Annotated in this window: 9 protein-coding genes; 3 read left to right on the top strand and 6 right to left on the bottom strand. The window is 74.9% G+C overall.

What is annotated here, in order from left to right; all coding sequences use genetic code 11:
- The first annotated feature begins 181 nt into the window (after positions 1-181).
- The 3 genes from rosag_RS23690 to rosag_RS23700 all read left to right on the top strand — a co-directional run bounded on the left by rosag_RS23690 (position 182) and on the right by rosag_RS23700 (position 5,070).
- Positions 182-1,096 (top strand): hypothetical protein, encoded by a 915-nt coding sequence (locus rosag_RS23690; protein WP_284352661.1) that lies wholly within the window; start codon positions 182-184, stop codon positions 1,094-1,096.
- 912 nt (positions 1,097-2,008) lie between these two features.
- A complete protein-coding gene (locus rosag_RS23695; protein WP_284352662.1) occupies positions 2,009-3,766 on the top strand; it encodes an ATP-binding protein in 1,758 nt (585 codons plus the stop codon).
- Between the two features lie 830 nt (positions 3,767-4,596).
- Positions 4,597-5,070, top strand: a complete 474-nt coding sequence (locus rosag_RS23700; RefSeq protein ID WP_284352663.1) for a hypothetical protein — start codon at positions 4,597-4,599, stop codon at positions 5,068-5,070.
- A gap of 979 nt (positions 5,071-6,049) precedes the next feature.
- On the opposite strand, the gene rosag_RS23705 is transcribed toward rosag_RS23700, so the two are convergent.
- From rosag_RS23705 to rosag_RS23730, 6 genes are all read right to left on the bottom strand, one after another.
- Positions 6,050-7,324, bottom strand: coding sequence for a hypothetical protein (locus rosag_RS23705; protein ID WP_284352664.1), 1,275 nt, complete (start codon positions 7,322-7,324; stop codon positions 6,050-6,052).
- Between the two features lie 861 nt (positions 7,325-8,185).
- Positions 8,186-9,856, bottom strand: coding sequence for a DnaA N-terminal domain-containing protein (locus tag rosag_RS23710; RefSeq protein ID WP_284352665.1), 1,671 nt, complete (start codon positions 9,854-9,856; stop codon positions 8,186-8,188).
- A gap of 263 nt (positions 9,857-10,119) precedes the next feature.
- The gene (locus rosag_RS23715) at positions 10,120-10,545 is read right to left on the bottom strand and encodes a hypothetical protein (RefSeq protein WP_284352666.1); all 426 of its coding nucleotides are present in this window, start codon (positions 10,543-10,545) and stop codon (positions 10,120-10,122) included.
- 1,004 nt (positions 10,546-11,549) lie between these two features.
- Positions 11,550-11,990 carry a hypothetical protein gene (locus rosag_RS23720; protein ID WP_284352667.1) on the bottom strand — a complete coding sequence of 147 codons (441 nt, stop codon included), beginning with the start codon at positions 11,988-11,990 and terminating at the stop codon, positions 11,550-11,552.
- A 231-nt stretch (positions 11,991-12,221) separates the two neighbouring features.
- Complete coding sequence (locus tag rosag_RS23725) at positions 12,222-12,917, bottom strand: nucleotidyltransferase domain-containing protein (protein ID WP_284352668.1); 696 nt, start codon at positions 12,915-12,917, stop codon at positions 12,222-12,224.
- 352 nt (positions 12,918-13,269) lie between these two features.
- Positions 13,270-15,135: a hypothetical protein gene (locus rosag_RS23730; protein ID WP_284352669.1), complete on the bottom strand. Its 1,866-nt coding sequence runs from the start codon at positions 15,133-15,135 to the stop codon at positions 13,270-13,272.
- Positions 15,136-15,155: the final 20 nt, after the last annotated feature.

Genomic DNA, 15,155 nt, shown 5'->3' on the forward strand with positions numbered 1-15,155 from the left:
GTCGTCCCCCCCGTCGCGCCACAGCCGACCGGCGGCCGCCGGCCAGGCCGCCGATCCTGGTGCCCAGAGGGGCACCCGCCGCCCCACGGGACGCCCCACGGGACGCCCCACGGGACGCCCCACGGGACGCCCCACGGGGGCCCCGCGCCCGACGGCGGCGGCCGCGCGCGGCGGGGTCCACGTGGTCGACGCGGCCCTGATGTATGCGGAGCTCGAGCGGGGGGGCGCGCTGTCCCAGGCGGACATCGCGCGCCAGTACCGGAAGAGCGCCGGGTACGTGTCGATCCTGTGCCGCCTGGGACACGCCCTCCGCCCGCTCGGGCCGGACGAGCGGGCCGCCCTGCGCGTCCCGCACGTGACTTTCAAGGCCGCGCAGGCCGCGGTCAGCCGCGAGCGCGACGCGGCAGCGATCCGACGCGCGCTGACCGCGCTGGCGGCGTCCCACCCGGCGCTGCGGCGGCGGGACCTGGGCGCCTCGGTCGTCGTCTGGCGCGCGCCCGTGCCGACCCCGCCCGACCAGGCGCCGCTCGATCCGCTCCCCCTGTCCCCGGCAGAGGCAACCGCGCGGCACGCCGCCTGGCACGCGGACTTCGTCTTCCCATGGGACGAGGGCGCCGCGCGGCAGGACCCGGCGGGCGTCCTCGCCGCGTACGAGGCGTTCGTGCGGTCGTCAACGGCCGCGGTCATCGAGCGCCTCCGGCGACTCGTGGCGGCTCCCCGCCCGGTGTCCCGCGGCGGCGCCCCGTCCCTGGGAGCCGAGCGAGCGGAGGGAGCCGCGCGGGCCGAAGGCGCCGCGGCGCCGAGCGACGACGCGGTCCCCGGGCGTGTCCCGCTGTTGGGCTGGGAGTTGTCGCTCCGACAACTCGACGCCCGGGTCGGCGCCACGCTGTCGGCGCACCGCGCGCGGATGGCGGAGTTCCTCGCGGAGCGGACGGCCGGACATCAGCCCCCACGCCCGCGCGGCATCCTCGACGCTCGGCCGGGCGCCGGGCCGGGCGCCGGGCCGGGCGCCGGACCGGGCGCCCCCGGGCGGGATCGCGCGCTCGCTCCGATTCCGGTGTCGGCCGCGGAGATTGAGGCGGACCTGGCGGACTGACGGCCGCCCGCCGTGCAGCGCGGGGGCTCCCGGGGCCTTCGCCGGCGGGCGCGATCCTGGCCGACTGCCCGGCAGCCCCCAGGTACACCGCCGCGGTGCTCCTCGCCCGCGGTGCTCCTCGCCCGCGGTGCTCCCAGCGTCAGCGCGCGGCCCCCGCGAACCAACACGCGCGGCGGGGCGCACGTCGCGTCGACCGTGTACGTGCGGTCCCGGAACGGCGGCGTGGCCGCGGAGGTGGCGGGGGTGGCGGCGTTGGGCGTGGCCGGCCGGCTCATCTACGGTCGATACGGACCGCGGGACGCAACCGCAGCGGCGTTGGGCGCTGCGCGCTCAACCGCCCGCCCCGAAGGGCGGGGCCTCCGACGCGCTGAGGTGACCGCCGCGCTCCGGCGAACCCTTCGGCCGCTCGACCGCCAAGAGCCCGGAGATCCGGCACGTCGGAGTCGGCCGCGCTCGGAACACGGTCGGACCACCCGCCACGGTGGAACGACGAGCCACCGATCTCGTCCCGCTTTCGGTCACCGAAAGCGGGTGTGCGGGCGCCCCCGCAGCTGGTCGCGCCAGCGCATCGCGTGTCCCGCCGGGGCGGACTGGGCCCGGCGGTGACGCCGCGGCGCACGACCCGGCAGGTGGCGCGGTGGACGGCGCCGGACGGGGCGCCGGGCACCAGCATCCCGGCGGCTTGCCGCGCGCGTCACCTTTAGGCATCGTAAAGCGCCCGCGTCGTTCTTCTCGCGGCGGACCTGTGTCCGCGGCGCGGCGCCTCACGCCCCGCCGTTCCCCCCCGTGACGCCGCCCCGGACCGTCCCCCTCAGCCATGGTCGGGCTGGAGCGCGCCGCCCCCGGCCCCTGCCAGTCGAGCGCGCGCGGGAGGCAGCCGCCACGGCAGCCGCCGATGCCGTGCCGCCCGCCGTGCTCCTGGTCGATGATCGAGCGGAGAACCTCCTGGCGCTGGAAGTCACCCTGGCTCCGCTCGCCGCGGCCGCCGGGGTCCGACTGCTGCGGGCGCACTCGGCCGAGGAAGCGCTCCGCCACGCGCTCGCGGAAGGCGACCGGTTGGCGGTGGCCCTCCTCGACGTCGACATGCCGGGCACCGACGGTCCGCAGACCGCGCGTATGATCCGGGCGCGGCGGAAGACGGAGCACGTTCCGGTCATCTTCGTCACGGCCCTCGACGAGGACCGGCGGCGCATCACGATGGCGTACCAGTCCGGCGCCGTCGACTACGTCGCCAAGCCGTTCGACGCGGACGTGCTCCGGGCCAAGGTCGAGGCGTTCGTGGAGCTCCACCGGCGGCAGCGGGACGCGCGGGCGCTGGAGCGGCGCCGGTTCGCCGATCAAGCGGCGGCGGAAGCGGCGGCTCAGGCGGCCGCGGCGACGGCCGTCGGCGAGGCGCGGCTCCGTGCCGTGCTCGAGACGGTGCCGGACGTGGTGGCGGTGCTCGATGCGGAGTGGCGCTGCCGTTACCTGAACCCAGCGGGCGCGGCCCTGCTCCGTCGCCTGGACCGCGACCCCTCGGCGACCGAGGGACGGGTGCTCTGGGAAGCCGTCGCCGGACTGGCGGGCACCGCGCACGAGGCGCGACTGCGCGCCGCCGGGGCCTCCGGCACCGCCCAGACGTTCGAGGCGTTCTGCGCCGCACTCGGGACCTGGTTCGACGTCCGCCTGGTCCCCGGACCGGAGGGGTCGTTCACGCTCTGGCTACGCGACGTGACGGCGCGCCGTGAGGCCGAGCAGGAGCGGGACCAGCTGCTGCGCGACGCGGACGCCGCCCGCGTCGCGGCCGAGACGGCGCGCGCCGACGCGGAGCGAGCCAACACAGCGAAGTCGCACTTCTTGGCCACCATGTCGCACGAGTTCCGCACGCCACTGAACGCCATCAGCGGGCACGTGCAGCTCATCGAGATGGGGGTGCACGGCGCCGTGACCGGCGCGCAGCGGGACGCGCTCGCGCGCGTCGAGCGCGCGCAGCGCCACCTGCTGGGGCTCATCAACGACGTCCTCGACCTCGCCCGCCTGGAGAGCGGCCGGATCGACTACCGCCTACAGCCCGTCTCGCTCGCGGAGGCGATCCGGGATGCCGCCTCGATGGTCATGACGCAGGCGGCCAACAAGGGGCTCGCGCTCGACGTCGCCGCGCCGCCCGCGGCGGTGCAGGTCTGGGCGGACCCGGAGCGGCTCCGGCAGGTCCTCCTCAACCTGCTCTCCAACGCGGTGAAGTTCACGGCACAGGGACGCATCCGGATCGAGGTGGACGACGCGGGGTCTGACCAGATCGCCGACGCCACGCCCGGCGATCACCTCACGGTGCGGGTGATCGACACCGGGATCGGCATCGCCCCCCAGGAGGCGGCCCGGATCTTCGAGCCCTTCGTCCAGACGGACACTGGGCGGGCGCGGCGCTACGAGGGTACAGGACTCGGCCTGGCCATCAGCCGGGATCTCGCGCGCGGGATGCGGGGCGACCTCACGGTCGAGAGCACGCTAGGCGTCGGCTCGGTGTTCGTGCTGACCGTACGCCGCACGGTCCGCGCCGACGGCGCCCCCGTCGACCGCAGAGCCCGAGACGAGCGCCGCGAGGGACCCGAGCGGCGCCAGGAGCCTCCCAGGCGGCGCGCCGGCGACGACCGCCACGACCACCGCCACGACGACGTCCACGGAGATCAGTAGGCGTAATGGCCCGACGCAGCACGGCCCGGTCTGTGAGCCATCGGGTGACCCATCGGCGCGACGGAGCGGCTGACTTTCAGGTCCTGCGCCACCGGGCCCCGCGGACGCCGGCGGCTGGGCAGTGGTGCGGTGAGACCGACTGCACCCGCGTGCGGGCACCCGCATCCTGGCGCCAGCGTCGCCGCCCACGCCGCCGTCCGCCGTCGGTAGGTACCCCCCGGCATTTTCGGTGACCGAAAGTCGGCGGCGCTGGCCTGCCCGTAATCACGGCGGCGGAGCCGGCGTGCCCGACGGCACGCAACTCCCCGCGCCATGGTGTGCCCCCCAGGACCGCGGGGACGCCGTGGCCTGATGGCCAGACGCCGCATCTGCCGAACCGCACCGACACGCAGGGCCGGACCGCCGTGAGCAGCCACTCGCTCACATCAGCGTCTGACGCACCACGCCGGCCCCTGAGGTCGGCGCCGATGTCCCAGCTGTACTCGTGTCGCACCGGCCGTTCAACGCTGGGCAAATCGGCCTGGTCCGATACGCCGATCAGGAGGGTCTTACCACCCGCGCCCGCGAAGGCGACCACACGCTGCGGCAGCTCGATGGCCTTCAGGGTGTCCGGGGCCTTCGGGCATCACGCCGTGAGCTCGACCTGCCCGGCCGCGCCGCCCTGTCGGCGCAAGCTGCTCAGGCGATTGCAGGGTCCCCTCCGGGCCCGGGCTGGGCAACTCGCCGTGTTCGAGGGTAGTATCGACTTGGGGTATTGCCGGCACGCCACGGAGGCTCGCGCCGGTCGGAACCCGTACGCAGGAGGAAGCGTGTCCGGTATGCGAGACGTGATGGTCGAAGCACTCGTGGGGGCGGAGGCTGCCGCCGAACGGCCGAATGCGCCGGCGGAGTCCATGCCTACGCACCGGGTCCGCCGTCTCCCGCTCGACGCGTCGACCCAGCCGCTCGTCCGGCTCGTCGAGCAGGCGGACGGACCATACGATCTCGTGCTGACGTCGGCCGAGCACGACCGGGTGGTGCTGGTATCGGCGGCGCGGTACCAAGCGCTCCGGGCGTACGAGGCCACCGCAGAGGCTCAGGCTGAGGCGCGGGCGCGCACTGATCTTGAGGCCCGGTATGCGGCGATGCAGGTCCAGAACGCGCGCATGTCGGGGCATGACGTCCATGCCCTCTTCACGCCCGAGGCCCGCGCCGAGGCGGCCGTGCGGTCGGTCGACGCCGCCGGAGGGGACACCACCCGAGGGGACACCACCCGAGGGGACACCGCCCGAGGGGCCAGCCCAGCAGCACGGACGGGACGGTGACCTCTCGCCCGGCAGACGGGCTGCCTGCCCCAGGGGCGGGGGAGCCCATCCGGGTGTTCGCCGGCGTGAACGGGGCCGGCAAGAGCAGCGTGCCCGGTGCGACCTTTCGGCAGGCGGGCCTCGACTACTTCAACCCGGACGAGGCCGCTCAAGCGCTGATCGCCGACGCGCCCTCGTTCTCGCCGCTGGAGGCCAACGCTCGGGCGTGGCGGATCGGGTATGACCGGCTTCGCCAGGCCGCGGACATGGGCGGCGCATTCGCCTTCGAGACCACGCTCGGCGGGGAGACGATCACGCGGGAACTCCAGCGTGCCACCGGCCTCGGCCGCCCCGTGGACCTCTGGTACGTGGGCCTCGACAGTGCCGAGCGCCATATCGCGCGTGTGCGGGCCCGCGTGGCGCGGGGCGGCCCGACATCCCGGAGGCGAAGATCCGCGAGCGCTACGTGCGGAGCGCGCAGAACCTCCGCCGGCTCTTGCCCGGCCTGCGGAGCCTTGCCGTGTTCGACAACAGTGCCGAGGTCGACCCCGTCACGCGCACCGTGGCGACCGCGCCTGCCCTCTTCCGCCTGTACCAGGGCCGCCTGACCGAGGTCGTCCAGCCCGACGATGTTCCCCCCTGGGCGGCGGATCTGGTGACCGCGGCGGTCGCCGAGCATCGCGCCCGTGGGGGCGGAATGCCGGTGGGGTGGGACCTCGCCCCGCCGGGCGCCCGTCGGACGAGACCACGTCGTTGAGTAGGCGAGGGCGTCATGGTCGAGGAGGTGGCGTCGGCGATTAGGCGGTCCGGTCACTTCCGCGGCCGGCCAGTCGCCTCCGGCCAGGGCGGAAACGGTGCGAGGAGCGCCCACTCCGCGTCCGACAGATCGGAGGGGGTACGGGCGGGGGGACTCGGATGCGGGTGCCTCCGGCCGACGAGACATCCGGCGTGGATGCGTAACGTCACACCAGGTCAGCGACTTGCCCTTCCCGCACTGGGTCTACTGCGGGCGGAAGGGCCAGCGCTCGGCGTCAATGCGGTACCAGAAGCTCCCGTCGGGCTCCCGCTCCAACTGCGGCCTCGCGTCGGGGAGCAGTTCCCACCGCACCCCGTCGATCTCGACAACCGGCAGCGCGGCGGTCTCGGCCGGCCCGCGCAGGGGGATCCGCACGTTCCCGATTCGCCGCATCGGGACGCCATCCGCGCCGCGCTCGAGCCGAGGCTGGACGCCGGCCGGCAAGGGCCACGCGATCCCGCTGACCTCGTACACCGTGACCGCATCGCCCGTCGCCAACGGCGGCGGCCGGTGTGCAGGACGACTGGTGAGCGCCGGCGCGGACGGCACACGTCGGTCGTGCACGCTCGCATCGACTCGGGGACGCTCGAGCGGGGCCGAGGACGCGTCGCGCGCGGGGCTCGCACGGCCTCCGCTTCCACTCGGGAGCGCGGTCGCAGAAGCGGCGGCGACGGGCGTGTCGCCTACGGAGCCAGCATCCGCGGGTTCCGGGGTACGGACCGGCGCCGGCAGCACGCCGAACGCGGGCGGCAGGAGGCGGTGCCACGAATCGACCCGGTCGCGGGTGCGACTCTCGACCAGGGCGGTGGCGTTCAGCGCGGCGAGCGCCTTCTGGATCGTCCCCTTGCTGGCGCCCGTCGCCGCGCCGAACTCACGCAGGCTGATGGGCACGACCTCGCCCTGGGCCCGGCGCTCGGGCGTCGTCCGCCGCGCGATCTCGCGGACGAGGAGCAGCGCGACCGGCGAGACCTGCGTGCCGAGGGCCCGCCGCACGGTGCCCCAGTCCACGGCCGCCACCACGGGCGCGTCCGCAAAGACGTCCGGACGGAGGCGGACCACGAGCTCGTCGCCCACGCGGCGCTCGAGATCGAGCAGTTCGGCGGAGATGGCGCGGTCGGTCGCCCGGCGCACGGCGTCGCGCGACAGCGCGGCGCGCTGCTGGAGGTCCAGGGGTTCGCGGGGCACCGGGACGCCCCGCTCCCACGGCGGCAGCGCGTCGGCCCCGAGCGCCGCCGTCCCGGCCTCGACCAGGGCGCCGAGCAAGAGCACCACCTCCCGCGACGTGGCGTCGAGGTCGGGCCGCTCCTCCACCGGCAGCAGGCCCACCCACGCGCCGAGCTTCGCCCGGACGACGTCCGGGGACACGGCAAGCGACGCGACCCCGCCGAGCGGCAGCACCCGCGCGGCGTCCCCCCGCCCGCGCTCTTCGAGCGGAAGCGCGGGCCGAAGCGGCATGCGGAGCCGGCGCCGCTCGCTCACCGGCTCACGCGGATCCGGCGCCCACGGTGCCGGCCGACCGTACGCGAACCGGCTGGAGCAGGCGGATGGCCGTGACAGTCCGCCTCATCTGTGCCGCATCGAGGAAAGCTCCTGGTCGACCGTGGGAGAGCACTGTGACGAACCAGCGAAGTCCGGCAACCGGCGGCCGGTGGGTCCCGATCCGAACGGCCACCCACCCCTGCATCGCGCAGCCATCCGGCCCCGCACATTCCGGCGACCGGCAGGCACGACGGCTTTCGGCCACCCGACCCCGCACCTGTCCACGCCGGCCGGCCGCACCGCCGCAAGAATAGCGCACCGCTGTCCACTCATGCAAGGAACGCCGGCGCCTTTACTGCGTAACCGATTGGCTTGTAGCAGGATAATAGTCTCGTGCCGCTGTCCGCTCAGCCAGCCCTCGACGAGCAGCCGCTGTCCACGGGCGTGCCTTGTCCAGGCGCGCCGGGGATGCAGACGCCAATCAGCCACGCCACCCCGCAGCGGTGCTCCCCTGCCCGGCGTCCCGCGCGACCGCTTCGGTCGCCGGCTGCCCTCGCGCGGCCACTGCGGGCGGGTCCGAGCGGCATGGGTGGCGCCGCTCGCGCCTCGTTTGACCCAGCTGCGGGGTCGGGTGGCTGATTGGCCGCGCGGCGCTCGGCCGCGGGGTCGGATGGCCGCGGATGGCGCGGGGGCGAGTGGCCGAATCGCCCGGGGCTGGTTGGCCGGTGTGGACAACGCCGCCACGCCTGGGAAACCGCAGCGGCCCTGGGTAAAAGTGGCAGGGGGGAGCCGGACGGTCCTCCCGGACCCCGGCTCCCCCCTGACGTAGGTGGGTTGGTGATGAGTTGTACTCTTCTCTATCTACCCAGGACCCTCCTCACCACCAGCCGCCCGCCGGATGACGGGTCCTCCGGCCGGGCTGCCGACGACGACGCGCACCGGCGCGCCGCCGAGTTCCGCGGCGAGGACCGCGATCCGGTCGGCGAACTTCTTCCCGATCCACTCGGCCGAGAAGCCGTCCGGCGCCTCGAGCTGGAGGTCCCCACGCTCCGCGTCCACGTCGTCGCCGCAGCGTAGCGCCTGCAACCAGGTCCGATAGACCCGCGGATCGAGTTCGGCGGCGAGCCGCGCCCGCACGCGTCCCCACAGGGTGGGCTCGAAAACCTCCGGCTCCTCCGTTGGCGCAAGCGCGTCGTCGGACACGGCCTCCGACCCCGCGTCGGACCCCGCGTCGGACACGGGCTGGAACGCCGCCGGGGAGGGCGGCGCGGCCGCGGGGCGTCCGGTCAGGCCCAGCTGCTCGGCGTCGCCGCGGGTCAGCCGGCGCGGGTCGACGAACGCCGGCAGGGGATACCCCCGCAGGCGCGCGTCAAGCCACGCGGCGTAGCGCGCGTCGAACTCGAACTCGTAGCCCTCCTTCAGGGCGTCTTTCACCCAGCCGCTCCAGCTGGACTTGGGCTCCCAGCCGACGTCGCAGAGGTACACCGCGCGCTGCAGCACCCGGAGGGCGACGCGCGGGTTCGCCTCGGCCCAGTAACGGGCCTCCGCCAGCGAGAACCGCCACGGGCCGTGCTGCAGGGCCCAGACGAGCCGCGCGAGCTCGGGCCGCTCCTCTGCCCGGACGCCGGTATACGTGCGGGCGGCGAGCAGCCGCTCCCCGGGTTCCAGGACCACCCGGTGCCCGTCACCGCGCCCGGGCACCTCCCGCCACGCCCCGAACACCCCCTTCTCCTGGAGCATCGGGAGCTTGTCCGCCACGAAGCGCCGGGTGCGCGTGCGCACGTCGGCGACACCCCACGCGCGCAGGAGGTCATTGATCGACACCTCCCAGGGCTCGTGCGCGCTCCACATCGGGTGGCGGAGGATGCGGACCAGCGCGGTCTGGTACAGGAGCTTGGCGTAGCGGTCGCTGAGCGCCCGGTAGAGGGCGAAGTCCACCCAGGCCGTCGCGCCGCCCGCGACCGAGTCGAGCCAGACGGGGTCGAAACGGATGCCGCCGACCACGTCCCGGGTGCCGTCGCTGTTCGCGTCGACCGCCTCGTCCAACCCGACCTGCAGGAGGAAGTGCCAGTGGCGCTTGGGCCGCACGCGGCGCGGCAGCGCCTCCGGCAGGAATGGCCGGGCGCGCCCGGCGCTCGCCTCCACGGCGCGCTGCACCTGCGCGAAGTCGAAGTCCGTCGCGAGCCGGAACCCACTCAGCCGGTCCAGGCTGGCCATGACGTCGCGGAGGAACTCCCCATTCTGCTGCGACGCGGGCACCCCGAGGACGCGGCCGATCTCGCGCAGGCTCACGCCCGAGAGCACCTCGTCGCGCCCGCGGCCGCGGTCGGCGGCGATTACGCGCGTGGCGAAATACACGTCGAGGTCGAAGAGTGCGAGCAGGCCGAGCTTGGTATTCCCGTGCAACTCGACGTTGATGCCCAGGCCGTTCGGATACCGGACCGTGTACTCGGATCGGACCGCCGTCGGGTCGGGGTAGAGCAGCGGCCGGACCAACTCCAACAGGTGAAACGCCACCGGCACCGGCGACACGAGGGCGTCGGCCGGAACGAATAACGCGTCGAACGAGTCGGTACGCGTCGGGAGCGCGGGGCGGCGGGGCAGGGTCGCCGGCGCGCTCGGGGCCGCGGGCCTCGGTGCGCTGAGGCGCCCGCCCTGACCCAGGAGCGCCAGTTGCGACCCCGCGATCACGCCGACCGGGACGGCCGGCCCGGAGGCGGCGCCACGCGTAGCCGCTGGCGTCCGCGGCGGCCGGTCCGAGCCCGTGGGGTGCGTGTCGGACACGCGTCCGCGGGTCATGCGCTCCTCCGCACGCGGGGGCGGCCGTTCCGCGAGGGCTCAACCACGCCAAAGAGCTCCAGGACCGCCGGCGCTTCCACGCCGACGGCGCGGGCCAGGCGATCCGCCCACGCCTGGGACATCCGACCGTACGCCTCCGCCTGGGCGAACACGTCCGCGAGGCGGGATCGGGACACCGGCGGCTCCACGCGCTTCGCGAGCTCAGCCATGGTCCAGCCCGTCAGCGCGAGCAAGCGCGCGTGCGGGTGCGCCTCACGGATCCGCTGCAGCGCGAGTGCTGTGATCGGGTCCAGCACACCAGCCGGGCGCGGCCGGCGCCGCAGCGTCGAGACCTTCGCGGGGTCGTGTCTCTGCGGTTCGGCTGGCGCGGTGGTGTCGTCGCTCATCTCGTCGTCCCAACGGGGATCGAAGGCCTCGTGCATCCGGCCGGGTCGGCCGCGAGGGATCGATACGTGTATCCAAGCAACAGCCGTCCCGCCGAAACCTGCCCCGGACGCCGGCAGCTGTCAAGCGAATCTGGCCGTGTGTCGACGTGCGCGTGATGGGTGACAGGGTGCCGCTGCATCCTGCAACCCCTTTCCTCATGACCCGACGACGGCTGTTCGCGGCCGCTCGACGCGGCGCGCCGCCGCCACTGGCATCGTACCGGCGTTCCCATCCACCTGTGGGAGATCGGCGCGCCGTGGCGAGGCGGGGGCATCGCGTGACACGGGCGTGACCGCCGCCGAGACCCGTGGGCATAGGCCCCCTCCACCATGCGTCCGAGCCGTCCAACCTCCCCCGCCGGGCGCGGCGAAGGACCGCACGCTGGCACTGCCCGGCCTCGCGGCTGCGGTCTTCGGCTGCGGTCTTCGGCTGCGGTCTTCGGCTGCGGTCTTCGCCGGTTGTCCGGAGGCTGCCTCACGGTGGCTGCACGCGCCGCACCCTGGGCTGCTCGGTGCGTCCCCGCGGCGGCCGCGTGGTACAGCGACCGGTGTGCCGAGCACAGCATGCGTCTCCGGGTCGCGACCGGCCGCGGGGGCGGCGCCTGTGGGACGGCACCCAGGCCGACGCGGATCGTGTCGCCGGGCTGCTCGAGGCGGTGGCCGCGCTCCGCCGGCGCGACCCGGAGGCCGGCGGCCCACCCGGGGTTGACGGCGAGTCCGTGTGAACGTCCCGCTCTGCCGCCGGTCGCGGCGTTCGGCCGTGGGGACCGGGCGACGGGGCGGCCGCGGCAGGACACACGGCGGGACACACGGCGGGACACACGGCGGGACACACGGCGGGACACACGGCGGGACACACGGCGGGACACACGGCGGGACACACGGCGGGACACACGGCGCGCAGGGACGGCAACCTGGTGCCTGCTCGCGCCGCTCGCCGCTGACTGGGCCGCCGTGCCGAGAGACGGAGCGCGAGGCCGGCGAGGCCCACGTGGCGGGACCTACGGGACGGGGTCGAGCCGCGCCGCCAGCACCGCATCCCCGGCGACCAGCGCCGCCCGCATCGGGGGGAGCGTCGCCTTCGCCCACGCGGTGGCGTGGGCGACCTGCGCCGCGGTCGCCTCCTCGGGCGCGTAGTCGGCGTCCCGGCGGTCCGCGCGCACTTCGGCCGAGGTCATCTGCAGATCGCCGAGGCCCGGGAGCCCCAGGGCCGCGACGGCGGCGAACGTAAGCTCGTGGTGCCCCTGCTTGGCACGGACGCGGAGGTGGCGGCTGCCCAGGAGCGCCACGGCACCGATCCGGCCTGCCGCGTATGCGGTCTCGAGCGCCGTGTCCGTGCTGACGCCCACGATGCCAGCGTCGCGCAGCTTGCGCACCGCCTTGGCCCACAGCGCGAGCACCTCGGCCCGGCTGAAGGCCACCTGCTCGACCTTGTCCTGCATCCACCCCAGCTCGGCCGGAAGCGGGTTCGGCCACCCGGGCTGCGCAGGTTCGGCCAGTCGCGGGTCCGTGCTTCCCGCGCCACCACCGTCCGAGACCGTCCCCGCAGCCGTGGAGGCTGCCGGTGACGCGGTGGGACGCTGTGGCGCCTGCTGCCGGCCCTTCTTTCGGGACACCATTACGGCGCGCTCACCGGCCAGCCATGGGCCGTCCAGGTGACGTCCTGGGGACCGTCACGGGATGCGCGCCACCCCGGCCGCAGCCGCGAGCGGCGCGAGGGCCTCGCCGTTCCCCACCACCCACTGCTTCGGCCCCGCGAGGACGTCGCGCAGGAACCGACGGCTCGGCGACGCCGGCTGCGTCAGCCGCTCTCGCAGCACGGCCGGCGTGTAGACGTTGGGGTTGACCTCGCGGCCCGACAGGACGGCGACCTCGCTGAGCGCGCGGTGGAGCCGCGCGCGGTCGACGCGCTCGCCGACGACGAACACGTCGACGTCGCTGTCCTCCCGGGCCGTGCCGGTGGCGAAGGACCCATACACGAACGCGGCGTCTACCCCGGTGATCCCCCGCAGGGCCTCGCGCGTCAGCGTGGGAGGATCGGAGAGCGTCGCGATGACCTGCCGGAGCGCCCCCCAGAGCGGCCATGCCCGCACCACCTCGTACTCCACGCGCCGACCCTCGACCGGCTCCACGCGACGGATCGCGCCGACCTGGGTCAGGTCGCGGAGGTCGCGCTGCAGTGACGCGCTCCGCTCACCGAACAGTCGCTCGAGCCGCCGCAGGTAGACCCGCTCGCCTGGATGGACGGTGAGGTAGCGCAGCAGGTCCCCCCGGCTGCCGCTTACGCCCAGCAGAGTCAGCGGGTCCGCCGTGGCCGTAGGCCGCCAGGTCCTCCGCGTCTCGCGCGTCGCAGGCGTCTTCCCCGGCACGGGACTGTCGTCCCGCCGGTCGGCGATCCGAGCGCGCGGGGATACAGTGCCGGTAGCCATGCGCTCAATATGAGCGCATTCGCGGGGGCCGGCAAGCGCGCTCCTCGAAGCAGGGGCCCTGCCGGCACGCCTCGGCCGTCGCGCCGCACCGAGCCCAGGAGCGCATGTCGCGGCTCGGGGGTGCGGCGAGTTCCACCGTCCGCCAGTAGGCCGACCCCACGCCATGGCGGCACCCATGGGGTCGGGCTCGGCTGCGGGCTACGCGGCGGGGTCACGGTCCTGTGCGCTGCCCGCCGGAGGCGCGCACGGGAGCTGGGGAGATCGAGCGGGAGCGCCGCCGGCCCGGCCGCGCTCACGGTGTGGGACCGGTGGCCGTCGTGTCGCCGCCGGCGGTCTGCGTTGTGCCGCCCGTCGCTGCCTCCGGCGCCCCCTGCTTCGCGGCCTCGGCGGCGGCCTCGCGTACTCGGCGGTCGATGAGGGCCCGGCGGAGGCGCTGCATCGGCGGGGAGTCCCGGAGCGCTTCGTCGCCGAGACCGTCGATCACGTCGACCACGGTGTCGAACTCGTCGAGGTCCCAGAGCGACGTCGCGAGCTGGCCACCCTCCACCGCGGCCGCCACGTCGTCCAGGATCTCGACGCGCCGCGGCTCCGGGACATGGACCAGCGTTCCGAGCGCTTCGTCCATCCATCCGGTCTTGAATCGGACGGCTCCGTCGTCGTTGCGGAAGCACTCGGCGACGACGCCCGCCAGGAACTCGGGCGGCCAGGCCTCGTCCGGCGTGCGCGACGCGAGCGTGCGCAGGAACGCCGCGGCGTCGCGCGCCGACCCGTCTGCGGACTGCAGCACGTTGTTCCCGAGCTCCCGTTGCGCCGCCGCCGGCAGTCCGGCGACGCGGCCGGGCCCGATGTTGCGCAGGACGGCGACCGCGGCGTTCTGGGCGTACCAGTTGTGCCGCTTCATCTCGGCGATCACGCGCCCGACGTACCGCGCGGGCGCGACGGCCGTCTCGGCGAGGTCCTTGAGGGGCACCGCGTCGAGGGCCGCGTCGACCCGCGCGCGCTGCCGGTCATCGAGGTGGCCGGCGTCCAGCAGGGCGTCGAACACGGCCAGGAAGGTGGCGTTCCCGCCGGCGATGTCGAGCACGTGCCCCACGACCATGTCGCGTGCGATCTTCGGGAGGTGCGGGAAGAGGGCCAGATCCGTGAGCACCGGCGCCACCAGCCGCGCGTGCGGCGGCAGAACGACGCTCCACTCGATGCGTCGGATGAGCGCCTCGCCCCCCGTCCGGAGGTACGCGAGGCTGAAGCGCCGGCCGCGGCGGACGAGCGCCGCCGCGGCCGCGTCCGGCACCTTGGGGGTCAACGCGTCCCACAGCTTGGTGAGCACGTAGGGGTGCAACTCGTCGGCGACGCGGCCGTACATCTCCTCGGCGAACTCCGCCACCACGGCGCGCACGTCATCCAGGAAGTGCGCGTCGCCGGCGAGCAGCGCCACGCGCTCCGCGATGAAGCCGTGCCGCAGTTTGGTCGTGCGACTGAGCACGGCGTCCACCACCGTGCGGCCCGCCGCCAGCAGCGCTTCCGGCGTCGGCGCGTGCTCGTATGGGTGCGCGAACACGGAGCGCATCTCGTACACGTGCTGGAGTTGCGCGTGCTCGGCGTCGCTGACGGAGCCGTACGTCTTGGCGTCGTCGAGCAGCGTCATGTCCACCGCGCGGTGCTGCGCCTCGGCCTGTGTCACCTTCTGCAGCACGGCGGCCGCCTTCTTGTCGCGGGCCGCCAGCTCGCGGAACTTGCGCTTGAGCGACTCGGCCGCGCTGATCCAGGTCATCACGTACGCCGCGCGGAGCGCCCCGGCGTCCACGCACCGGGTCGCCTCCTGAAACAGCACCTGGTCCTCGGCCGCGATCACCCGGGCGGCGTACGCCTCGAACTGCGCGCCGAGCGGCACGCCCGGCGCGCCGCCCGATACCGCCGCCCCGGCGCGTGGCGCGTCACGGGCTTCGGCCGCCGTGTCGGCCGCCGTGTCGGCCGCCGTGTCGGCCGCCGTGTCGGCCGCCGTGTCCGGTGCCCCGGCGCTGGCCCCGGCACCGGTCTCGATGGGAGCGCGTCGCGTGGCGTCGACGATGGCGCCGGCCGGGGTGCCGGCCGGGACGCCGTCGGTCAGGACAGCGGGCGTTTCGGCCCCAGGGGTGGGCTCAGTGGTGGGCTCAGGCACGCGGGGCGGGAGTAGCGGGC

Origin of the sequence: Roseisolibacter agri, assembly GCF_030159095.1 — a bacterium.
Taxonomy (GTDB): domain Bacteria; phylum Gemmatimonadota; class Gemmatimonadetes; order Gemmatimonadales; family Gemmatimonadaceae; genus Roseisolibacter; species Roseisolibacter agri.